Raw genomic sequence first — 24524 nt, 5'->3', positions numbered from 1 at the left:
GAGGACGCTTGTGTTTTGATGATATAGATGCAAAAGCGGGGATGTGAAAACAACGCAAACAAGTTTTAGCACAGCCCCGTTTTATCAAAGTTGTTGCTTTCCGGTTTTATTGACTATTTGTCTATATTTACGACTAATCGTGGATTGGCTAACTCCTAGCGCCTTAGCTGCTTTTGTAGTGGAATGGTACTGTTTCATGGCCATGGTAATTAGTTCTTTTTCAACCTGGCTAAAAGCTTGTTCCAATGGAATTACTTGATTAAACCGTCCCGTTTGTCTGGGCGCTATAGGGTCGAGTTTCATTAAGATGCGTTCAACGTTCGTGGCATCAATCTCATCTCCATCGTTTTTAATTGCTATTCTTTGGATTAAATTCTGTAGCTCGCGAACGTTCCCCGGGAACGGATACGCTTCCAGTAGGTCAAATGCGGAACTTGAGAAGCGTAGATTGCATTGATAGAGTTGATTAAATTGTAGTAAGAAAAAGTTAGCCAACAGGGCAATATCTTCTTTGCGCTCGCGAAGAGCTGGAATTTCGATAGGAAAAACATTAATCCGATAAAATAAGTCTTCACGGAATTTGCCCTGAGCTACAAGTTCAGCCAAAGGACGGTTCGTGGATACAATGATTTGAATATCGAATTTAAGTGGTTGGGTGGCTCCAACCGGATAGACCTCCCGTTCCTGAATGGCCCGTAATAGTTTACCCTGGATGACAAGCGGCATCTCGGAAATTTCGTCAAGGAAAAGGCAACCTTTATGTGCTTTGATAATTAAGCCAGTTTTACCTTGTTGGTTGGCGCCTGAAAATGCACCTCGTTCGTAACCGAACAATTCGCTTTCGAGTAAAGATTCTGGAATGGCAGCACAGTTAATTTTAATCAGTGGTTCTTTTCGTCGCTCACTCAGGGAGTGGATGGCATTAGCAATAATTTCTTTGCCAACCCCAGATTCGCCGCTCAGTAGAACGGTAGCAGAGAATTGGGCCACCCGTTCGACCTCTTGCATCACCTCATGCATTTGAGGACTAGCATAGATTGGCAGTATTCCTTGAGCTTGGGTAACGCGTTGGCGCATTCGTTCTAATTCTTCTCGGTAGTTCTCGCTTTGTTTGCGCGTTTGTTCCAGTTCTGTCTGGAGACGGGATACTTCCGTAAGATCACGTGAAGCAATCACGATACGCTCTATTTCACCTGACTTATGAAAGATCGGATTTCCTATAGAGAGTCGGTGAGATTCACTGTCGTTTTGCATTAAAGAAACTTTTCCTTTTTTCTTTTGTACTTCCCGAATTACTTTATGGAGTAATTCATCCGCTTTTTTTAATTTTAAAAGTTGGTGTCCAATTAAGGTGTTAGGCGGGCGATTCCATTGTGAGGATATGTAGTGATCACTGGCACGTAAGAGTTTGCCACGCGCATCAACGACGATGATTTCATCGTAGATGGTTGATAGAATTGCTTCAAGGTCGTTATTTAATAGCTTTACTGAATCCAATTCCATGGCTATACCTTCAACTGAAGGGAGATCCTGCAAAACTAAAGCAAATCCGGTGACCACTTGATACATAACCAGCGGCACAAAATCCACTAAAATAGCGGCTTGACTTGAGGGAGTCGTGATAAATTGATTCAGCAAAGAAGTTTGGGTGTTGTACACGTATTGAAAATTGTTCAAGCCCAGTATGTCCTGCATACGCAGGGTGGATAGATCAGCCTCCGAAATACGTAACATGCGGTGTGCCTCTGCATTGCTATTCACTACTGCATAGTTGATATCGACTACCATCAGACCGCGCGGAATCGACGAAAAGAGGCTGCGTAACCAGGCAATTTCACTGTTCGCACCGGTGGACATCATTGTCAATAAAAAATCTTCTCTTAGGATGTACTTTAAGCTATCCTCATATCTGACCAGTGTCACCAATTCAGCGAGTACGTCAAGGACATGAACCGTTAAATCAGCATACGAGATTATCTTGAGTGGCGGTTCACTCACTAAGTGTTTGATTGTTCTCTCATACGGCTCTTGTCTCTCGATAAGGAAATTAAAACTTTTCAACGGAAATATGTTTCCATCTTTCTTAAGGAAAACATAAGGATGCTCTTCTTTATTTAGGCGTTTCGAGATTTCAGTTAGACTTGTCGTCTCATCCACAAATATGGGATCACGTAAAAATGTTCGCAAATCCATCGAAAAGAGCTCCTTTTATACTGAAATAACTAGATTATGCAGGGGTGAATAACTTTTTTATAAATATACCATAAAATTCAAATAAATAAAACAATTCATATACTAAAATTTATGGAATGCCCTTTTATTTATTTGAATATGAGGGCGGAGAAGGTTTATACCTCCCTGTGAACCAACATAATCATGAAAGTTTATCGAACATTTTGCATAAATATAAGCAAAATGTATACCCATAAATTATTAATGATTTATTGGCATACATTTTGCTTATTGTTTAAATAAGGCGGAAAAAGCTTTGTAAATATTAAAGAAAGGGGGAGCACAAAATTTTTTACCCTAAATAGTCAAAATATTTCATGAATTGCATAAATAATACATAATACACTAGGAGGATGATAAATGGAAAATGTAGGAAAATTGAGACGTACGTTAAGATTGTGGCAAGTTGTTCTGATCGGTGTAGCCTATATGACTCCAATGGTTGTATTCGATACCTTCGGGATCGTATCAGAAGTAACCAGCGGGCATGTTCCCACAAGTTATGCCTTAGCCTTAATTGCAATGCTGTTTACGGCTGCAAGCTATGGAAAAATGGTCAAAGCATTTCCACAAGCCGGGTCTGCTTATACCTATACCCAAAAGACAATCAGTAAACATTTAGGATTTCTGGTTGGTTGGTCTGTATTACTCGATTATCTCTTCTTACCCATGGTAAATTCCTTGTTAGCAGGTATATACCTCTCGGCATTATTTCCTGATGTCCCAACCTGGGTCTGGGTTCTTTTATTTACTTTAGTAATGACCGGAATTAACTTATTTACTGTAAATTTCATTGCAAACTTTAGCACAATATTGGTTGGGTGTCAGATCTTGATTATGTGTATATTTACGTATTTAGATATCCAGGGACTAATGGCAGGGGAAGGATATGGCCAGGTATTTACTCTTCAACCCTTTATATCACCTGATATGGATGTGAGCATATTACTGGCCGGAGCCACAATTCTATGTTTCTCATTCTTAGGCTTTGATGCGGTTACTACCCTTTCGGAAGAAACTCCTGAACCGACTAAGACAATTCCCCGGGCGATTTTCCTTGTGGCTTTAATTGGTGGAATTTTATTCATTACACAGTCCTACTTCATTCAAGCTTTCTTTCCAGATATATCAAGATTTCAAGACTTTGAGGCTGCATCACCTGAAATTGCCATGATGGTAGGGGGAAGAATATTCCAAATATTTTTCTTGGCCGCTACACTAACTGGCGTTCTTGCCTCAGGTGTAACCTCTCATGCGAGTGTAGCTCGTCTTCTATATGTAATGGGCAGAGATAACGTCTTCCCCAAAAAGTTTTTTGGCTATGTTAATATTCGTTGGGGAACCCCTTCCTTAAATGTACTTTTAGTAGGTGGTATTGCCTTACTGGCCATTTTTCTTGATTTGGCAATTGTTGTAGCGCTTATTAACTTTGGAGCCTTAACCGCCTTTACCTTTGTCAATCTATCGGTTATTGCTCATTATGCCGTCCGGAAAAAAATGCATAAAACCTTTACAGGGTTCTTTAGTTACCTGCTATTTCCCATCATCGGAGCGATCTTCGTAGGAATTCTATGGTGGAATCTGGAGACAAGTTCACTGACACTTGGTCTAGTTTGGTTAGCAATAGGAGTTCTCTATCTAGCCTACTTAACAAATCTATTCCGTAGCAAACCTCCGGAATTTGACTTTAATGAATCCAATATATCGAGTTGAGGATCCTCAGCCTCCTTATATTGGCATAACATTTGCAACTAGATGTATCAATCTTAACGAATCTAGGAGGAACTATCATGACAGTTAATACAACGCAAAACAAAGAAGACTTAAAAGAGAAGTACGCCAATGTCTATGAGTATTCTAACAAAGTCCTTGATTTAATTAGCAAACAAGACATTACAAAGGATGAAGCAGAATGGGTCACACGCCAAACCGTTGAAGGTTTTCGGGATCATGTCAACCCTGGTTTTTTAGAATATCGCAAGAGCGTCACTAAGGATAAACAGTTTGCCGCCGTAGAATGGAAAGATTCGGGGCTAAACTGCTTTATGGATGTGAATGGAAAAGAGTATATCGATTGCTTGGGCGGTTTTGGAATTTATAATGTGGGACATCGTCATCCTAAGGTGATGGCAGCTGTAACGAATCAATTAAACCGTCAGGCCTTGCATAGTCAAGATTTATTAGATCCCTTACGGGCCATGTTAGCCAAGATCGTGGCAGATATCACACCAGGCGATTTAAAATACTGCTTCTTCACGAATAGCGGAACTGAAACGGTGGAGTGTTCCCTTAAACTTGCTAAAATGTACAGCGATCGAAGGACCTTTATTTCCACAACTCGCGCTTTTCACGGTAAAAGTTTAGGCTCTCTGTCTGCAACGGCTAAGGGCGTTTTCCGTAAACCCTTCCTACCTATGATACCCGGCTTTCGTCACGTTCCCTTTGGTGATATTGAGATGATGAGAAAGACGATGGAGTGTTGTGCCCTCGTAGGTGAAGATGTCGCTGCAGTAATTCTTGAACCGATTCAAGGGGAAGGCGGGGTTATTTTACCGCCGGAGGGTTATTTGAAACAAGTTCGTGAACTTTGTGATCAATTTGGAGCACTGCTTATCTTTGATGAAGTCCAGACCGGAATGGGTCGCACTGGGAAAATGTTCTGTTGTGAACATTATGATGTTGTGCCGGATATACTGTGTCTTGCCAAAGCATTTGGCGGCGGGATTATGCCGGCCGGAGCCGTCGTAGCGACAGAGGAAGTCTTCAAAACCCTGTTTCCGAATCCGTTCATGCATACAACGACGTTTGGCGGTAATCCACTAGCCTGTGCTGCCGCGATCGCAGCGTTTAATGTCCTAATTGAGGAAAATTTGCCAGCCAGATCTGCTGAACTTGGAGACTATATCCTCGGAAAGCTTCGTAATGCTGCCGCTGAGTTCCCAGAGCTGGTTATGGAAATTCGAGGGAAAGGTCTTTTGATCGGGATTGAATTTCAATCGGATGAAATTGGGTATGAGGTATCTAAGGCGATGTTTGATAGCGGGGTGCTTGTAGCTGGTACGCTGATTAACGCTAAAACCATTAGAATAGAACCCCCATTGACGATCACCTATAAAGAAGCGGATCGTGTCATTGTCGCATTTAAAAATGCACTTGTGCAGGTTCGTGGGTTAGCTGTATTCAACTGATCTCTAGGATAACCATATTAAACTCAGCCTGCTTTGCTGTCGCGGTGGAACTGTTCATAGTTTGCTGCTGCGATAGCAAGGCTTATAGTAAACCATGTGAAAAAACTCGTTAAAACGAGGTGCTAATCCCGTCAGTTATAGTGAACGGAGGAAAACCGATGGTTTTAAAATTAATAGAGGAGCTCTGTATTGGGTGCCGCTTATGCCAATTGGCTTGCTCTGTCGCAAAAGAAGAGGTCTTTAACCCTGAATTAGCAAGGCTCAAGATTATTTCCATTTACTCTAAAACGGGTTTGAATTACAAAACTTCCCTTTGTAATATGTGTCTGACCTGTGTCAGTATTTGTCCCACCGAAGCGATTACTCACCAGGCCGGGTACTTGATTTATGATCAGGATAAATGTACAAACTGTGGAATTTGTATTACAGCATGCCCTGAAAACGTTATAGCTTCCAGAGCAGAAGGTATAGCTCTTTGTGATCTCTGCGGAGGGTCGCCGGCTTGTGTCGAGTGGTGCCCCCATCAAGCCTTGATGAACCAGGAGGGGAACTAAGATGAGCTACACTGGAAAAATATTGAGGGTTAACTTAACAACGGGTCATAGTCAGGTTGAAGAGTTGAACAAACAATGGGCAGTCGATTATATAGGGGGTAAAGGCCTCGGCATAAAATACCTTTATGAAGAGCTTGCTCCAGGGGTGGATCCTCTGTCACCGGATAATAAGCTAATTTTAATGACAGGTGTTTTCACGGGAACCATCATACCTCTCTCTGGGAAACTAGCAATAATTACAAAATCCCCAGCAACAGGGACCATCCTTGATTGTTCCATCGGTGGCCATTTCGCGGCGGAATTAAAGTATGCAGGATATGATGCTGTAATTTTAGAAGGAAAGGCCACAAAGCCATCCTACCTCTATATTGAGGATAAGATCGTGGAAATTCGGGACGCGTCTGAACTCTGGGGACAGGGGGCGCAGGAAACTGAACTGATCTTAAGAGAAAAAATCAATGAAGAAATTAAGGCACTAGCCATCGGACCTGCGGGGGAAAATCTAGTGACAATGTCCTGTATCACCTCAGAGTTTTACCGACAGGCTGGCAGAGGTGGAGTGGGCGCGGTCATGGGAAGCAAAAATCTCAAGGCTATCGCAGTGCGGGGAAGTGGCAGTATCTCCGTGCCTAATATTAAGCAATTCGCTTCAAGTATGAAAGAGTTTATGCAGACAGACATCTTGACGGATACCAATCTCTGGGCCAATACAGACGGCACAGCTTTACTCGTGGATTTCAACCAAGATACAGGTATTTTGCCCACAAGGAATTTCCAGCAGGGAACCTTTGACGATTACCAAGCAATAAATTCCGATGCCCTGAAAGCAGTTCGTTCAGGTAAAAAGGGGTGCTTCAGTTGTGCATTGGGGTGTGGCAATTATTCGAGGGCTGGCGGGTCGACGGTGGAAGGCCCAGAGTATGAAACCTTGGCCATCGGTGGCTCCAACTGTGGGATCGGTGACCTGGAGGCCATCATTGAGTTCAATGACTTGTGTGACAATCTTGGCATGGACACAATATCTGTGGGGAATGTTATCGCCTTCGCCATGGAATTAACGGAAAAGGGAATTAAAGATTTTAGCTTGCGGTTTGGTGACGTAGACGCCTATTTAAAGGTCCCGGGGTTGATTGCCGCCCAGGAGGGTATTGGCGTAGATTTAGGCTTAGGAGTTAAGAAACTTTCCGAAAAATATGGCGGCAGTGACTTTGCTATGCAAGTCAAGGGCTTAGAATTTCCAGGCTATGAACCACGTGGGTCTTGGGGAATGGGACTAGCCTATGCCACGTCTGACCGGGGAGCTTGTCATATGAGGGCCTGGCCAGTAGCGCAAGAGGCTTATGGAGATTTAGATGCCTTTACGGTCGAAGGCAAAGCCCAGCTTGTCATAGAGCTGCAACATTATAATGCCGTGAAATTCTCCTTGATTTTATGTGACTTTTGGGCGCTATCTCTGGAAACTATGGGTACAATCGTTTCAAACTTATTAGAGCGGACTGTATCTGAACAGGACCTTTTATTGGTCGGGGAACGGGTCGTAAACTTGGCTAGGCAATTTAATGTCAGGGAAGGGTTCAGTAAAGATAATGATACTTTACCCGCAAGAATTTTTAAAGAAACCCTAAAGACAGGAGCTACCAAAGGTCAAGTTATACCCCTCGTGGAATTTGAAAGGATGCTTGCGGAATATTATAGTTTGCGGAGTTGGGATCGTGATGGGAGACCAACTGAAGCGAAATTGCAAGAACTCGGGATAAACTAAATCTTAGGGATGGAGTGACATGGCCAAGGAGGATAAGATTTGCAGATAACTATCAGACTATATGGACCACTGGGGAAATATTCTAGTCAGCTCGGTCTATATCAGAGGGAGATTAAGCCGGATCTTACCCTTGCTCGGTTAGTGGAGCAGCTTGGGGTTCCTTACTCATCGGTGGGCTTCATCGTTGTCAATAGTGTCAAGCGAGATCTAGATTACAGACTCGAGGAAAATGATGACGTTAAGTTCTTTCCTTTTATCGCTGGGGGTTAAATGTCTCCAAAAAATCAGGAGTTATAAAGAAGGCTTGGCGCTCTAGCCAAGTTTTCTTTAGTTTATATAAAGTTTAACGGGAAAGGTAGTAGGCGCATGCAGATTGCAGAAGGACTCAAATCATGCCAAAATTGGTTACTTCATCAAGGAAATGACTAACCTATGCATTGGTGAATAAGTTAAGTTCCAAGTAATTCGCGGAAGACTTACTATTCAAATTATTATGCCAATTACAGATTGGCACGAATCTTGCTTAATAATATATCCTAGCCGAAGAGTTGACTGTTTTAGGGAGAACTAAGAGGGACTATGAGCGAGAGTGGAGGAAGAATAAATGAGCAAGGCATACAATCCTTATGACAACATGCTGAAGGTACTGGAGCAAGCGGCGGTGCTATTGGATCTTAAAGAAAATGACTATGAGGTTTTCAAGTACCCGGAAAGAGAATTGAAAGTGGCTATACCCGTAGAGATGGACAATGGGTTGATGAGGGTCTTTGAAGGTTACCGGGTGCAACATTCAAGTTTGAGAGGCCCATGTAAGGGTGGACTAAGGTATCACCAAAAGGTTGATATCGATGAAGTAAAGGCTCTGGCGGCATGGATGTCTTTCAAGTGCAGTGTTGTAAATATCCCTTATGGCGGAAGTAAGGGTGCTGTCAAAGTTAATCCAAAGGAACTGAGCAAAACCGAACTTAAAAACCTCACACGAAGATATACGGCCATGATATTGCCGCTGATCGGTCCCGAACGAGATATTCCCGCACCTGACGTGAACACTGATGCAGAGGTTATGGGCTGGATCATGGACACTTACAGTATGTTTAAGGGTTATCCAGTTCCCGGAGTTGTAACCGGTAAACCGGTGGAAATTGGCGGTTCCCTTGGTAGAAAAGAAGCTACTGGACGTGGAGTTATGTTAATCACGAGGGAGACACTCCATCGTTTGGGAATACCCTTAATTGGCACTAAGGTAGCTATCCAGGGTATGGGGAACGTTGGTGGAGTAGCAGCCAAATTATTGCATAATGAAGGGTGTTTAATAGTGGCTGTAAGCGATGTCAGTGGAGGCGTTTACTGCAATACCGGGTTGAATGTGGATGAGATTCTAAGCTTTCTTACTAGTAACGGGGGGCAAGTTCTCCAGGATTACAATGTCCCCGGAGTGACTAAGATTACCAATGATCAGCTACTGACTATAGAATGTGATGTTCTTATCCCCGCTGCCTTAGAAAACCAGATAACGGAGCTCAATGCCCCAGATATTAAAGCAACGGTAATCGTCGAAGGTTCGAATGGTCCGACATCGGTAGAAGCTGATATAATTCTCGAAAAAAAGAACAAAACGGTTGTTCCAGATATTCTAGCCAACGCGGGTGGTGTTGTTGTATCTTACTTCGAATGGGTGCAAAACATACAGTCCTTGATGTGGGACGAAGAAGCGGTGAATCGTGCCCTGGAAAAAATTATGATTAGGTCGTTCAATGAAGTATGGGACAAGAAAAAGGACAATAATACGACTATGAGAATGGGTGCCTATATGGTAGCCGTTAATAGGTTGGTCCAAGCAAAAAAAATTAGGGGCATATTTCCGTGAGTTAACTGGAATTAAACTGGTAACACCTAAGTTGACCTAATACAATAATTTTGAGTTAGAACCTTGCAACTAGAAAAGCGCCATTTGTTTACTTGGAAATTCCAAGCATTTCAAATGGCGCTTTTTATAGCTCAACGGTGGGAACAATTGTAACCATCGTCAAAATGCTCATCAGTGGATATAGTCTTATAATTATACAAGACACTTAGTTCAAACTGCATTGGGGTTATTTGTGATGCCCGTGTTTATAACCACTTTAACCTTGTGAACGAAAATTAATGGATCTTTTGTATAAAATCTTCATTGCCCTCCTAGTGCTCTCAAAGATCTACAAAATTTGGCCAGATTAAATTCGATTATGCATCTTCTTAATGCAAACTAAATTGTATTTTCTAATTTAAAAAAACGGACCCCTTTAGGAAATTAAATTCGATCTGATAAAATCACAAATCTAATTCAAATTTGAATTCTAAAAAAGCATTTTTTCCGCGACCATCTTTGTATGGCATCAATACTCCAAAACTGCAACACTTCATCGTTATACATTGGGCAAGTTTTGGAATTTGCCTTATAGGAGCATACGTTTGTACAAAAGCTCTTGTCCAAGTGTTCTTTCGCTAGGGTGAGTCTTTCGGAGACCTTATCCTTCTCCCTCGTAATTTCTTCATGGTGTTCCAACCTTAACTTAAATGACAATTCATCAACGGTGATAACATTCGCTATCACATAGTTAATAGGCTCCCTTCTCATTTTAATTCGTCTTTCGGTGGTAGCTTTCCAATCTAGTTCCCAAATTTCAGACAAGTAATTTAGGATCACTCCATACTCTTGTTCCGCTCGTTCTGGGGATATCACTTCTTCTTCCACATCGGTCAAGACTAAGCGGGGGTCTCTATCAAGAGGATTACCGTACGCACCCCCACCCGACATTACGATAGAGAAACGATTCCCTTTATGCAGGCGAATATTAGCAAATTTGGAGGGTGAAATTAGTCCGAAAACCTGGGCGAAATTTCCCGATGTCTGACCTTGCTGAACTAAGAAGGCATTGTTTTGGGCAGGTTTTCCTCCATATAGACCGTAGGGCTTTAATTTATGGCGTTCGCCGAGTGCGTTTATTTCAATTTGGTCAGTTAACACTTGGAGAGTCCTAATAGTACCAAAACCACCCCGGAACTTACCGGCACCAGCCGAGTCGGGATTTAATTCAGCCTGTTCATAGAGGAAAGGATAATTGCTCTCGACGATTTCCACTGGTACATCTTTGCAGTTGCCAATAGGGTTGAATGTCGAGGTTAAACCGTCGCGGTTATAGCGAGCGCCCCACCCACCTTCGTAGAAGAAATAGAAAACGAAAGGCTGACCCCTTATAGGGTCATATCCCCCACCGGTAAAGTTGTTACAGGTGCCATAAGTGGCTGCCATCACTTTCTTAGGTAATACTCCTGCGAAAGCGCCGATGACTACTTCTACGATGCGTAGGTTAGTTTCAGTGTTAGCCCCAAAAGTAGCTGCAGGGAAGTAAGGATTTATTATAGTACCACGGGGAGCAATAATTTTCACGGGTCGAAAAAGACCCCGATTGATCGGAATCGAAGGGTCTGTAATTTGTAAAAGGGCATTAAAGGTTGAAGAAGCTGTAACACCGTAGACCGCATTTAATGGCCCAGTCGCTTGTTGGCTTGTCCCAGAAAAGTCTACTATCATGTCGTCGCCATCAACTTTAATAGTTACTTGGATTTTCCTAGCCTCTGTGGTTATACCGTCATCCTCAATATAATCAGCATATGAATAAGTTCCGTCGGGAATAGCTAGGATTTCTTTGCGCATCCATGCTTCTGAATAGTCTTTTAAACGTTTAATATTATCTTTAAAGGCTAACGGCCCATAATTCCGGCAGAGTTGCAAAATTCGTTGTTCCGACGTTAGTACAGAGGCTAATTGCGCGCGGAAATCACCGATTTGGATCCAAGGAAGACGGACATTAGCCAAAAGGGTATCAAAAATATCGGTGTTTTCAACTCCGCCTCTAAACCATTTCACAGGGGGAAGACGGATACCCTCCTGAAAAATTTCCGTAGCGTCACCCGGAAAACCGCCTGCTGCCTTACCACCGATATCTAAATGATGTGCTCGGTTAGTTGCCATAGCTACGATCTCTCCATCGTAAAAGATTGGCTTAATAATTGTAAAATCTGTAATATGCGTGCCCCCACGGTAAGGATCGTTTGTTAAAATTACATCTCCAGGTTGTAAATCATTAAGCCCGATTTCTAAGAGGATCCATTCAGGAGCCAAGGACATGGAAGCTAAATGGACTGGACAGTAATTCACAGCCGCTACCAATTCACCCTCGTCATCAAGAATACCACAGGAAAAATCCATGCCATCAGCAAAGATGGGTGAGTATGCCGTGTGTAGCATAGTTGTTCCCATTTCCCGGCAAATTGACTCCAAGGAGCTGCCAATAACCTCTTTCGCGACCGGTTGGATATAGGAAGCCTTCTCCATTTGGTAGAGACGCATGGTTATTGGATCTTGAACAGTGTTTGTTTCTTGGTCCGCTAACAATAAACGCCGATTAACTATAATTCTTAAATTCCCAAATTCATCAATAGTACATTTGTGTTGAGGAGGTATGACAACGGTTGTTCCACCGTCCTCAATGACTGCGGGGCCTGTTAAAATAACGTTTTGGCTGAGGCGTCTCCAGTCATACACCGGTGTAGAAACGAACTCAAAAGTACTACGGAAATAAATCGGTCGGTGTTCTTTGTAGGCCGATTCAACGCTCACTAACTTTGGGAAGCGGCTAAAAATAGGTTTAGGTTGGGGAACCGAAACACTTAAACGCACGTTGACCAATTCAAGGGGCTCATCCGACCTGTTAAAACCATAAAGTCTTTTGTGTTGTGTGTGAAACGTATCCACAGCTTCTTCAAGGGTGCGAGTAGTAAGCAGGTTCTGAAATTTTATCGGTACTGTTATTTCAAAAGCTTCTCCCACATATCGGAGGTCGAGTGAATAAGAAAAGCGGACTTCGGCACTAGAATAATGGTTTTGGATATCAACGATACCATTTTGGTACAACTGAGTAATAATACTGTTAATCCGGTCAAAATTCAGTTTAGCGAGCGGTACATAATAAGTTTGTAGATAATCCAGAATTACATCGGCACACAAGCAACCAAAGGCCGAAAAAACTCCGGCATTGATCGGAATATAGACTTCAGGAATACCCAGCTCTTCTGCTAGATCTGCGGCATACATAGCAGAAGCCCCGCCATAGCATACTAAGACAAAATCTTTGGGCTCCTTTCCTTGATTGATCGTCATTTCCCGAATCATTTGGACCATATCGCTTATAGATATTTGGTATATTTTGTAGGCCATTTCTTCATCGCTAAAACCTTGTATAGAACCCAACTTGTCTAAGGCGTGGATGGCAGATTCCGAATTTAGGGGCATATCCCCGTTTAAAAAATTGGTGGGATTAATTCTCCCAAGGTATAACTGAGCGTCAGTTATTGTAGCGTCCAAGCCTCCCATTTTGTAGCAGGCTGGTCCTGGTAAGGCACCAGCACTTTGGGGTCCAACTTTAAGACTATTTCCTCTGTCATACCAAGCTATGGAACCACCTCCAGCACCGATGGAGCGAACATCGAGCATGGAACCCCGTATTGGGATATTCCATGCGATATCTTTTTCCATAGTAAAGAGCGGCTGGTAATCCTGAATCACACTGATATCGGTGGTTGTGCCGCCCATGTCTAGGGTAATCATATTAGGTAATTGCATATGAAGTCCGAAATGCAAAGCCCCTCTCACTCCACCGGCTGGACCGGAAGCGAATGCTTCTACTGGTTTTTGTAAGATGGATTTGGCGTCTACAACACCACCGTTAACTTTTAATATACGCAAGGGAGAAAAAATCCCCATCCCTACCAAACATTCCTGTAAATTATTAATATAGTTTAGCATTATAGGTTTAAGTATTGCATTAAGTACTGTGGTACTGGTCCGTTCATATTCGCGGATTTCTGGCAATACTTCGCAGGAGAGGGAAATAAAAGCCTCTGGGTGTTGATCCAAAATTAGTTCTTTAACCCGACGTTCATGACTTGGGTTAAGAAAGGAAAAGAGAAAGCATACCGCATAAGAGATCACACCTTGAGCCTTTAGAATCCTAATAGCATCAATAACTTCCTGCTCGTTTAGTGGCGTTAGAATATTGCCCTGCCAATCTACTCTTTCCATGACTCCTCGTCTTAATTTTCTGGGAATCAGGGAGGCTGGTCTTTCCCAGGCTGCGTCAAATAGATTTTTTCGCCATACTCTTCTGATTTCCAAAGTATCCCTAAAACCTTTAGTGCAGATCAAGCCAACCGTAGCTTGCTTATGTTCAACTAGGCTATTTAGTCCTAATGTGCTGCCATGAACGAAGTAAGATATTTCATTAGGGTCAATACCGGATTTCTTGAGAGCTTCCATTACACCCAATGCCGGATTCTGTGGGGTGGAGGGGGTCTTAACTGACACAAGTTTCCCAGTGTCTTCGTTTATGCCTACTAAATCGGTAAAGGTTCCACCGATATCTATGCCCACTTTGATTCCCAAGATATTCACTCCATTTCAGTCTTCGGTCTCTTCGCGCCAGTACCGTTCATTTATCTGGTTATATTTTTTGGTCTTCCTAGAAATGGTAGACTGACTTACCCCAAGCACTCTTGCGGCACGGTATGTACTACCGTAAATTTGCAGGGCCTTGGCAATCATTTCCTTTTCGACTGAATCAATTACTTCTTGTAATGTTCTCATTTCCCCGCTCTGCTCAGCAATAACCTTATTTTCATTGACCAACATGGTTAACCCGGATTCTGTAGTCGGTTTTCCCGCCTGATATATCTGCATTGGTAAGTGAAGTGGCAAAATGACGTGCTCGTCAGTGGTAAGTACCAGTCGTTCCACCAAATTTTCCAATTCCCGGACATTGCCTGGCCAATTATACCTACATAATAAAGTCAAGCTATCCCCGGAAAACATTTTACCAGTCCCGTATTTTTGAGAATATTTCCCCAAAAATGCAGTTAATAATGCCGGGATATCTTCTGGGCGGGATCGCAAAGGTGGAATTAGGATGGGTAAAACATTAAGCCTATAAAATAAATCTTCTCGGAAGGTTTTGTCAATGATCATCTTAGGTAAATCCCTATTGGTAGCAGTAATAATTCTAACATCTATTTTTTGAGGTTTGGTATCGCCCAATTTGACTAACTCGTGTTCTTGAATAACACGTAAAAGTTTTACCTGTAAATCTAGTGGGAGTTCGCCGATTTCATCCAAAAAAAGAGTCCCATGATCAGCCGATTCAAAATACCCTAGCTTTCCTTCTTTATTAGCACCAGTAAAAGCTCCCGGTTTATAACCGAAAAATTCCGATTCGAGTAATTCGCGTGGAATTGCTCCACAGTTTACTTTGATGAAGTGACCCCTTTTTCCACGTCCGCTTGTGGAATGAATCAGTTTTGCTATTAGTTCTTTACCTACACCTGATTCTCCCAAAATTAAAACAGCTGCATCAGAACTGGACACTTTTATGGCCAAATCAATTATTTCCAACATTAGTGGGCTTTTCGAAATAAGACCGTTTTTGTGCATTATTAGATTGCGTAACTCCACATGATCCGAAGAAAACTCTGCAACTTCGGCTCTGGTGTTTGCCAAGGTCTTGTGTGGTGCAACTAAATCTGTAATATCCTTAAGTGTAGTCACTATTCGGTAGAGTCTACCGTCTTGGTTGAAGATGGGAGTTGCTGTTGAAATATATTTTTTTCCTAGAGCGTTGGTTTGCTTGATCGTTGCCGGTTTCTTTGTTGACATGACCTCCTCTGTGGCAGAATGAATATTTATTCCTAAGTTAACAAGTTCACACACATTTTTATTAACCAATTCTTGGAATGTGCAACCTATAATCCGTTCAGTGGCCCGATTTACCCGTAAGATAATTCCTTCCCCATCACAAATAGCAATTCCGTCATAAGATGATTGAATGATTGTGTTGAATTCTTCATTGTTAATTATATTTATAGAAGCAATTTTATGAATCCATAGAATACCAGATATTAGACCTTCTGTGTTCACGACTGGAATCATCGGGCCTTGAGTTAAGGAAATATCACTTATTTTCTGTTCCTCTCGGGCAACCGAAATTCCAATTTTCATAAACTCAGAGACTAAAGGTGAGTTATTTCTATGCCGACTATTTAGCAAATTCTGTACTACTTGTTGATCTAACACAAAACTACCAATATATCGCTCCTCATTTACTACTGGAGCAGCAGGCACTCTCCAGTCAACTAATATATTTAGAGCTACTTGTATTGTTTGTTGCGGGGTCAAAAGGGGGAACTCAGTGTCCATTAAATCTTTGACTATCAAAATAAATGTTCCTCCCCACGCCTAATAAAACTTTACATTGTAGTTCGACGTATATGTTACTTATCCCTGTAGCAATTGGTTCAAATATTTGAATATTTAATTAAAATACATGGTTTTTTTTGATTAAGCGTTATTACCAAATCAAAACTGAATCAGTCATAAAAAGGTTAATGAGTCAGGAATGACGCCTTAAGAAAATTTTTAAGGTAATAGATTATAAAAAAACGGCATGTTTGGCTTGCAGATATATTCTGAAAATTTTAAATAGTATGCTATTCGTAGGGAGTATAAGTACTATTGATCAGGTAATTCTTCATATAAGCCTTTGAAGAAAATAGGTTGGTATACTATTTGCAATAGTTTGTTTTTATAGCAGGTGAACATATTTTCGCACATCCCAGGGGAATAAAGAAATGGAGGGTAAAAAATTGGGCAAGTACCGTGTTGCAGTTGATGTTGGAGGAACGAATACAGATGTCTTTATCTTTGACGAGCTTTCTGGTGTTATTCAAGTTGCAAAAGTACCGTCGGTACCAACTAATCCGGCATTGGCAATCATTAACGGCATAGAAAAGGCTGGAATTCCCTTGTCAGAGGTTGTTTTATTTTCACATGGTACTACAGTTGGTACGAATGCATTGATTACTCGGAATCTACCGCTTACGGGGATGGTTAATACTAAAGGCTTCCGCGATGTTATTGAAATTCGCCGTTCTATCAAAGAGGACCTGTGGGATGTTTACAAAGATGGCCCTCTCCCGCATGTGCGTCGCCGGGACAGATTGGAAGTTGAAGAAAGGATTGACGCAGAAGGTAAAGTTTTTAAGCCACTAAATGAAGAGGAAGCTAGAAATGTTGCTCGGCTGTTAAAAAAGAAAGAAGTAAAGGCTGTAGCAGTCTGTTTTATAAATTCTTATATCAATGGAGCTCACGAAGCGCGTATGAAAGAAATTCTTGAGGAAGAACTACCGGAAGCTTTTATTTGCACGTCAAGTGAAGTTCTTCCTGAGATTTTCGAACACGAAAGATTCAGTACCACTGTAGCAAACGCGGTTTTGGGACCCGTGGTAAGGAAGTATCTTAAAGAACTTGTGACGCGCCTATCAGATAAGGGGTATGAAGGAGAAGTCTTAGTCTTGCATTCTGGCGGGGGTGTAATGACTGCAGAAACTATCGTTGATTTTGCAGCACGGGTTGCCAGTTCTGGGATTGCTGCGGGGGCCATCGCAAGTTCTTATATAGCTAAACTATGCGGATACCAAAACGCCATCGGCCTAGACATGGGAGGAACCAGTACGGATATTTCCCTCATGTACGAGGGTCATGTGCGGGTAACTAAGGAATGGCAAATTGAATTTGGTTATCCGATTGTTTTCCCCAGTATCGAGGTTATGACCATTGGTGCAGGGGGCGGTAGTATTGCTTGGGTAGACGAAGGTGGATCTTTGCGCAATGGACCACAGAGTGCTGGAGCAGATCCGGGGCCAGCTTGCTATATGAAGGGTGGAACAGAGCCTACCAATACCGATGCAAACCTCGTAATGGGGCGTTTGAGTACTGAATTATTAGCAGGTGCAATGACCATAAGTAAAGATGCAGCAGAGAAAGCCGTCTCAAAAATAGCTAATCGTTTTAACTTTTCCATTATTAAAGCAGCTAGTGCCATTGCTCAGGTAGCTAATGCTAATATGTGTGATGCAGTAAGACTTGTTTCCGTCCGTCGTGGTTATGATCCTCGCGAATTCGTTTTGGTTGCTTTTGGTGGAGGAGGTTCGGTTCATGCAGCTTATTTGGCACAAGACTTGGAAATTCCGACTGTAATAGTGCCACGTTATCCTGGAGTAACTTCGGCGATGGGTTGCCTACTCGTTGATGTACGCCATGATATCATTAAAACTTATCACATGGATGTCACCAAAGCTAGTGCAGAAGAATTAGAAAAAGAATACATTATTCTGGAAAAAGAAGGAAGAAAACTATTAGAAAATAATAGTGTACCTCCAGAGGATATGGAGTTCTTGCGTTTCGTCGACATGCGTTATGTAGGGCAATGGCGTTCATTAACAGTTCCAGTGAATAGGCCGGTTGAGTCATTGAAAGATACTATGCATACTTTCCATACTGAGCACCAGAGAGAATATGCTTGGTCCAGTAAAGAACAAGGTGTGCAAATTTATGTTTTGCAAGTAACAGCTGTAGGTCGAGTACCAAAACCTGATTTGCCCAAATATCCCAAAGGTGGAAATGCAGAGCAGGCTTTGATAGGAACAAGACAGGTTTACTTTGGAGAAACCGGTTTTGTTGAAACAAAAGTTTATCAACGTGAAAACTTACCAGCAGGCGCAACCCTTAAGGGCCCGGCAATTATAGAACAACTTGATACCACGGTCCTTGTCCCGCCTGGCGTAAGAGCTGAAATAGATGAATACCTCAACATAATTATGCAAATCGGAAAGGGGGAGAAATAAATGTCCGATAGAAGCCATTTAGACCCGGTAACCTTTGAAGTTTTAAAGAACAACTTCATTAACTTGGTTGATCAAATGTCTGAACAGATTCTCAGGACTTGCTATTCCTTCGTTATCTACTGCCGTGATTTTAGTTCCGGATTGTGCGATGTTAATGGTGATACGGTAATGCAGGGTAGTCAGGATGTGGCCGTTCATGTTGGGACATTACATTTAACGGCTAAAGCAATCATAGATACGTTTGGCGACGATATACATGAGGGCGATGTATTTATCATGAACGATCCGTATGTGGGTGGAACCCATTTTAACGATGTTAGGATTGTCCGACCAGTCTTTTATGACGGAGAAATAGTTTCCTATATGCTCTGTAATGGACACTGGGCTGATGTGGGTGGTACCGTACCTGGTTCCTTTGATATTACTGCTACGGAACATTACGGTGAAGGCATGAGGATACCGCCAACTAGAATATGGGATAAAGGACGTTATATTTCAGATGTAGCTAACTTGTTAGTGGCGAATATGCGCGTTTATGAAGACAGATTGGGAGATCTCCGAGCTCAGTCTGAGGCTACTCGGGTGGGAGAACAACTTCTTCATGGTCTTATGGATAAATACGGGAAGAGTACGATCCTAAAAGCGTTCAAAGAGTGTCAAGATTATGTCGAAAGAGTTGCAAGCACCAAAATAAGCGCTCTGCCCGACGGATCCTGGGAAGCGGTAGACTATCTTGATATGGATCCGGCTAAAGAGGAAGGATTAATTCCTATCCGGGTTAAGATGACTATTAAAGGAGATAAAGTAGCATACGATTTTACTGGCAGTAATCCTATTATTAGCTGTTTTCTTAATTCAGCATATCCTGCTGCGTTTTCAGCGGTTATAGCTGGTACTAAAACATTTTTTCCGGAAATCCCTTTAAACTCAGGCTTCTATCGAGTGATATCAGCCTACCTACCTGAAGGGTCTGTCGTCAATGCTCCTTGGCCGACGGCGGTCACAGGATATTGTTCTGGTAGCTACGAAAAGATTATGAACGCAATTTTTAGCATATGGTCTCAAATCATATCGGATAGGGCAATAGCTTGTTCCTTTAATCTTGAATACCTTTTAATCGGGGGCTGGGATCAACGGGATGAAAAAAACAACTTTTTTATGTGGTATGACTGGATGGCAGGAGGGCATGGTGGCAGAAGTACAAAAGACGGGTCCAATGCAACTGCACCTCTCTTCGGATTAGGTTTAAGTGTGCAACCTTGTGAAGGACAAGAACGTCTTACTCCGGTATTGACGGATCATCATACCATCGTGAGGGATTCCGGCGGTCCAGGTAAATTTCGGGGTGGTTGCGGTGTAGAAAAAGGTGGTACCCTTTTAAATTTAAATCGTACGGTTATGTCCTACTGTTGTGACCGCTCTCGTTCAATTACTTGGGGGATTAATGGTGGCCTACCTTCTAACCCACATGGAGTTCGTCTGAATCCGGGTAAAGAAAATGAACGTTATCTGGGAACCATGTTTTCAAATGTTCATGTTAAAGCGGGTGACTCCTTTACTAGACCTTCAGCAGGTGGTGGCGGTTTAGGTGACCCTCTTGAGAGAGATCCTAAACTAGTTTTGGAGGACGTAATTGATGATTATGTTTCAGTGGCGAGGGCCATCAAGGATTATGGAGTAGTAATTAAAACTATTGATGAAGAGCTGGGTGAGTATGAAGTCGATTGGGAGGCCACCAGGAAGGAACGGGTTTTTATTCAAAAAAACCGTAAAACATGGATGACAGAAGATCCCTATGTGGTACGCGAAAGATACATCTCCAAGGAAATAGAACAACTTGATGTTATCCGTCGTTACGGTGTAATTTTAGACTGGCAAACCAATGAAGTCTTAACTGAAACGACTAGAGAATACAGAGCAATGTTAGGTAACAGAACAATTGCTTATTGGAAATAAAAAATTTATTAGCCAGAAACAAATTTTAACTGTTTAGTGCTTTAAATAATGAGCTGAATTCATCTCGGATGAGCGTTAAAAGAGAATCCTTATATTAACTGATGTTCAAAAAACCTGCTAAAATACTGAATACTCCCTAAAGACGGTCAAAAAGGTAGACACACAGAAAGTTAATCAACATATGCCTCTAGCGTCTGTGCCACTGGGGCTAGAGGTACTTTCCTGTGCCTCAGACAATTTGACTTTTGGTGTAAAACCCGCATAGTTGTAGAGATTTTACTCAGGTTCATATGCCTAAATGTTATTTGACCTCGCACCTGAGTTCATCAAATCTAAAAAAGGGGGTTAAGTTATGAGTTAAATAAATTGAATATTCAATTATCTGCTTATTTAAAAATATTAAGGAGGTCGTATTTATGGCGAGCGGGAGTCTAAAAACAGATGATAAGGAAGAAATGAAAGAAGATTATGCTTTACGCAGAGTGCCACAACATTGGCGCTTACCTTGGTATTCGATAATGAACGTTGCCTTAGGGGTAGCAACTGCAATGGTGTTTATGCAGATGGGCAGTCTTATGGCAATTGCTTACGGAAGTATAAATGCAATATTGGCAGAAATTTATGCAACGGTGGTCGGTGGGATTCTGGCCATGGCGATAGCTTATTCAGCAGCTAAGAGCGGTCTAAATGTTAATTTAATGTCACGTGGAGCCGGACTAGGATTTACTGGTTCTTCGATAACTTCTTTTATATATGCATTAAACTTTATTATGTACGCTGCTATTGAGGGCAGTATCATGGCTTATGCTATTAATGCTTATATCCCGACAATTCCGGTTTGGCTTCTGATGATTACTGTTGGTTTGGTAATTATTCCTCTCAACTGGTACGGTATGACACAACTCGATAAATTTCAAAAGTATTCTATTCCCATCTATGTGATCTTACTGATAGTAGGAATCATTGCCGCAGCTAGAATGGATTTGCCACATTCATCTGATTGGTTAACATTTTTACCAGCTGGTGGTGCAGTTGGAGGAGTTGGTCTTTTAGCTGCAATTGGAGTTATGAATGGGCTAGTCGGAATTATGGCTTTATTAGTTTCGGATTACGCTAGGTTTATTAAACCAGAAGAGCGGAAAATGGGCGTTTTTGCAGTAGGATTTATTCCCCAATTCGTAGCCTTCTTTCTTAGCGGTTTAATTGGGGTTTGGTTCGGTGTGCGATTTGGTGAAGAGAACCCGGGCAAGTATTTCGTATACGCCATGGGTTTTTGGGGTGCAATCTATACAATACTTACACAACTAAGAATTAATGTTACAAATCTTTACAGTGGCTCGATGTCCCTAGCTAATTTTTTTGCGCGTATTTTCCACTTTACCCCAGGTAGGGTATTTTGGGTTGTGGTTACATCGATAACAGCAATTGTAGCAATGTTGGCAGGTGCCTTAGAGCATCTAGGACCTATGCTGACCTTCCAAGGTGTATTCCTGTTCGCCTGGGTAGCCTTGTTAACCGCTGATCTCGTAGTTGTCAAAGGTTTATTAAAACTAGGACCCATACGTCTCGAACACAGGCGTGGACACTTACATGAATGGAATCCTGTAGGTGTCGTTTCTCTGGTTGTATCAAGTGTAATAGGGTGCCTGATGGCTTTTAACATGTTTGGCGCTTTCTGGGCTTCGATTTCTGCTTTCGCCGCGGCAGTTATAGCTTTTGTGCTTCACATAATAATGGCAGTGGCTACGCAGGGTAAATATTACGAAGCACGTTCAGTAGAAGAAACATTTAGTTCCAATGTTATTGAAACGAATCAATTCGGCGAAAAATTGGTTAAGTGTGATAAATGTGGTCATCCTTTTATTGCAGAAGATATGCTGAATTGTACTTATTACAATCAGCATTATTGTTCCCAGTGCTGTGCTGAAGCTAGTTGTTCAACCGCTTGTCAATCTGGGGCAAACTTAAAAACTGCTTCTTTCAAAGCTTAAAAATTAATTTAAAGTTTATAGATTAATTTTAAGACTATCCTAAGATACCTAATTAGTCGTGTTATAAAGAGACGATTTACGGATGAGTTCTTGGGGTGGTCTTTCTTTTATGAAAATAATACTATTACCAGTTCATCACATTTGTTGAGAAGGAGGGCTAGAAAATGAAGCAAACACAATATGATGTGATCCTTGACAGGTTACCAGAAGCAGGCTCGAGACCGGGAGTGCTTTTTAGGCAAGCTGGCGACGGTTTCCTTCAGATCGAGTACGAATTAACGCCTCGGTTTAACTTAGTTGATTCCTTTAGAGTCTTAACTATTAACAATGTTGTTAAGAATAAGAATATCAAAGGGCTTTTTGAATCAGTCCCAGGTATTAGGACTAATTTGTATCATTTTGATCCAGAGATTCTTCCCGTAAATAAACTCATTTACGAGATTAAAGAAATCGAAGAATCTGTGGCAGACGTTAAAGATATTGAGTTTGAGTCAAGACTCATAAAACTACCAATTGCGTTTGAGGACAGCGAAACCAAAAAATGTGTAGAGAAATATGTTAAAGAAGTAAGGCCAAACGCGCCAAATGTCATAAATAATTATAACATTGAATATATGGCCATGTGCAATGGTGTTTCTGTCACAGAGATTAAGAGAATGGTATGTGGAACTGAATGGTATAACAGTGGCAACGGTTTTTGGCCGGGGGGCGGATTTTTTTGGCCATTAGACCCAAGGTGCGCCATAGTAGTACCCAAGTATAACCCTCCCAGAACATAGACTCCGGAAGGCACTGTGGGAATGGCCCTTGTCTCTATGTTTATCCTACGGCTACGGGCGGTGGGTACCAGGCATTTGGGGAACGATTCCAATCTTTCAATTCAAACAGAAGCATCCTATGTTTAAAGTAAGTCCTACTTTTTTGAAGGCTGTAGATCGTATTAAGTTTTTCGAAGTTCCAGTAGAAGAAATCTTGAGAATTTATTCTCATGTACATGAGGAAATAGATTACGAGTATGATATCAAAGTTAGCAGCTTCAAAGTACAGGATTGGTTAGATTTTTACGATTCTGCCGAAGTACAACGAAAGGTTAACGAACTACTAAGACCTAACGCTAAACGCAAAATGACCAATGCATTGGATTGAGAAGCTTCAAATACCCGGTGAAGAAGATTTGATTCTGATCGTACAGCCTTCGATATATTTAAATTTTTTACCGCTACTTGTTTACTCATTTGAAATGTCCTTTCTGTTTTAAAGTATAGTAGGTGGCGCCAACCTCACTTTCATAGATTAAGACGGAATTATATCAAGGAGGATAGCGATAAATGATAAAATTCTTTATTGGTTTATTTATCCCTATTTAACCACCCTCCGGATGCGTCCCTTTTTTGCTTTGCCAGGCTACCTCATTTCCCCTATTGAGACAGAAACCCCGGAATGCCTGCTTCTGACTTCCAGGGTTTCTTTGCATCTATGGCAATTCCATAACTACTGATTTAAAGATTCACATTCTGTGACACTTCTGAACTAATAAAAAAAATAAGTTTGACACTATATATGTTATTGACACCAACGTGTTATTAACACCAACGTGTTATTGACACCAACGTGTTATTAACACCAACGTGTTATTGACACCAACGTGTTATTAACACCAACGTGTTATTAACACTATAATGTTAATAACATGTTGGTGTCAATACGATAGAGGTGATATTATTGAGTAGATTAAATTATGGCCGTCATTTACCGGCATTTATATTGTTGTTTTTAGCCAAGAAGTGTGCGCACGGTTCTAAGCTTCTTAATAAGATGAAGGAATCAATGCCATATATTAAAGCAGATGGACCTGCTATTTACCGAGCACTTCATGAATTAGAAAAATCAGAGATGATTGAAGCCTGCTGGGATACAACAAATCCTGGTGCTGCAAGAAAATGCTATACAATAACTAATAAGGGACTTGAGCAATTGAAAGAATTTAAAAATGATATTGAAGAAAGAAAAAGAAATTTTGAACACTTTCTTTCAGAATTCGATAGATTAGATTTAAAAGAATAGGAGG

At 41.6% G+C, this 24524-nt stretch carries 15 protein-coding genes; 12 read left to right on the top strand and 3 right to left on the bottom strand.

Annotated features, from left to right (window positions below; all coding sequences use genetic code 11):
- Window positions 1-84 precede the first annotated feature (84 nt).
- On the bottom strand, window positions 85-2193 hold the full coding sequence (locus JL57_RS27410; protein ID WP_034145066.1) for a sigma-54-dependent Fis family transcriptional regulator: 2109 nt from the start codon (window positions 2191-2193) through the stop codon (window positions 85-87).
- 399 nt (window positions 2194-2592) lie between these two features.
- Here JL57_RS27410 and JL57_RS27405 point away from each other — a divergent pair, with 399 nt between their 5' ends.
- From JL57_RS27405 to JL57_RS27380, 6 genes are all read left to right on the top strand, one after another.
- On the top strand, window positions 2593-3945 hold the full coding sequence (locus tag JL57_RS27405) for an APC family permease (RefSeq protein WP_034145065.1): 1353 nt from the start codon (window positions 2593-2595) through the stop codon (window positions 3943-3945).
- Between the two features lie 77 nt (window positions 3946-4022).
- Window positions 4023-5420, top strand: coding sequence for a putrescine aminotransferase (locus tag JL57_RS27400; protein WP_034145064.1), 1398 nt, complete (start codon window positions 4023-4025; stop codon window positions 5418-5420).
- Window positions 5421-5578: 158 nt separating this feature from the next.
- A complete protein-coding gene (locus JL57_RS27395) occupies window positions 5579-5974 on the top strand; it encodes a 4Fe-4S binding protein (RefSeq protein ID WP_034145079.1) in 396 nt (131 codons plus the stop codon).
- Between the two features lies 1 nt (window position 5975).
- A complete protein-coding gene (locus JL57_RS27390; RefSeq protein WP_034145063.1) occupies window positions 5976-7736 on the top strand; it encodes an aldehyde ferredoxin oxidoreductase family protein in 1761 nt (586 codons plus the stop codon).
- A 39-nt stretch (window positions 7737-7775) separates the two neighbouring features.
- Window positions 7776-8006: a MoaD/ThiS family protein gene (locus JL57_RS27385; protein WP_034145062.1), complete on the top strand. Its 231-nt coding sequence runs from the start codon at window positions 7776-7778 to the stop codon at window positions 8004-8006.
- Between the two features lie 334 nt (window positions 8007-8340).
- Window positions 8341-9603, top strand: a complete 1263-nt coding sequence (locus tag JL57_RS27380; protein WP_034145061.1) for a Glu/Leu/Phe/Val dehydrogenase — start codon at window positions 8341-8343, stop codon at window positions 9601-9603.
- Window positions 9604-10059: 456 nt separating this feature from the next.
- On the opposite strand, the gene JL57_RS27375 is transcribed toward JL57_RS27380, so the two are convergent.
- Both JL57_RS27375 and JL57_RS27370 read right to left on the bottom strand, forming a co-directional pair.
- Complete coding sequence (locus tag JL57_RS27375; RefSeq protein WP_034145060.1) at window positions 10060-14220, bottom strand: hydantoinase B/oxoprolinase family protein; 4161 nt, start codon at window positions 14218-14220, stop codon at window positions 10060-10062.
- A 15-nt stretch (window positions 14221-14235) separates the two neighbouring features.
- Window positions 14236-16041 carry a sigma 54-interacting transcriptional regulator gene (locus JL57_RS27370; RefSeq protein WP_291300656.1) on the bottom strand — a complete coding sequence of 602 codons (1806 nt, stop codon included), beginning with the start codon at window positions 16039-16041 and terminating at the stop codon, window positions 14236-14238.
- Window positions 16042-16454: 413 nt separating this feature from the next.
- Here JL57_RS27370 and JL57_RS27365 point away from each other — a divergent pair, with 413 nt between their 5' ends.
- The 6 genes from JL57_RS27365 (at window position 16455) to JL57_RS27345 (ending at window position 24520) form a co-directional block, all read left to right on the top strand.
- The gene (locus tag JL57_RS27365; protein ID WP_034145059.1) at window positions 16455-18509 is read left to right on the top strand and encodes a hydantoinase/oxoprolinase family protein; all 2055 of its coding nucleotides are present in this window, start codon (window positions 16455-16457) and stop codon (window positions 18507-18509) included.
- On the top strand, window positions 18510-20465 hold the full coding sequence (locus JL57_RS27360) for a hydantoinase B/oxoprolinase family protein (RefSeq protein WP_034145058.1): 1956 nt from the start codon (window positions 18510-18512) through the stop codon (window positions 20463-20465).
- Window positions 20466-20881: 416 nt separating this feature from the next.
- Entirely contained in the window at window positions 20882-22456 is a 1575-nt protein-coding gene (locus JL57_RS27355; protein WP_291300655.1) for a cytosine permease, read from the top strand.
- A 164-nt stretch (window positions 22457-22620) separates the two neighbouring features.
- On the top strand, window positions 22621-23235 hold the full coding sequence (locus tag JL57_RS35740; protein ID WP_291300654.1) for a carboxyltransferase domain-containing protein: 615 nt from the start codon (window positions 22621-22623) through the stop codon (window positions 23233-23235).
- 28 nt (window positions 23236-23263) lie between these two features.
- Window positions 23264-23602 (top strand): hypothetical protein, encoded by a 339-nt coding sequence (locus JL57_RS35735; protein ID WP_291300653.1) that lies wholly within the window; start codon window positions 23264-23266, stop codon window positions 23600-23602.
- A 576-nt stretch (window positions 23603-24178) separates the two neighbouring features.
- Entirely contained in the window at window positions 24179-24520 is a 342-nt protein-coding gene (locus tag JL57_RS27345) for a PadR family transcriptional regulator (protein ID WP_034145057.1), read from the top strand.
- Window positions 24521-24524 lie beyond the last annotated feature (4 nt).

The sequence above is a fragment of the Desulfosporosinus sp. BICA1-9 genome (assembly GCF_000802135.1).
This window is presented reverse-complemented; position numbering and strand designations above follow the sequence as displayed.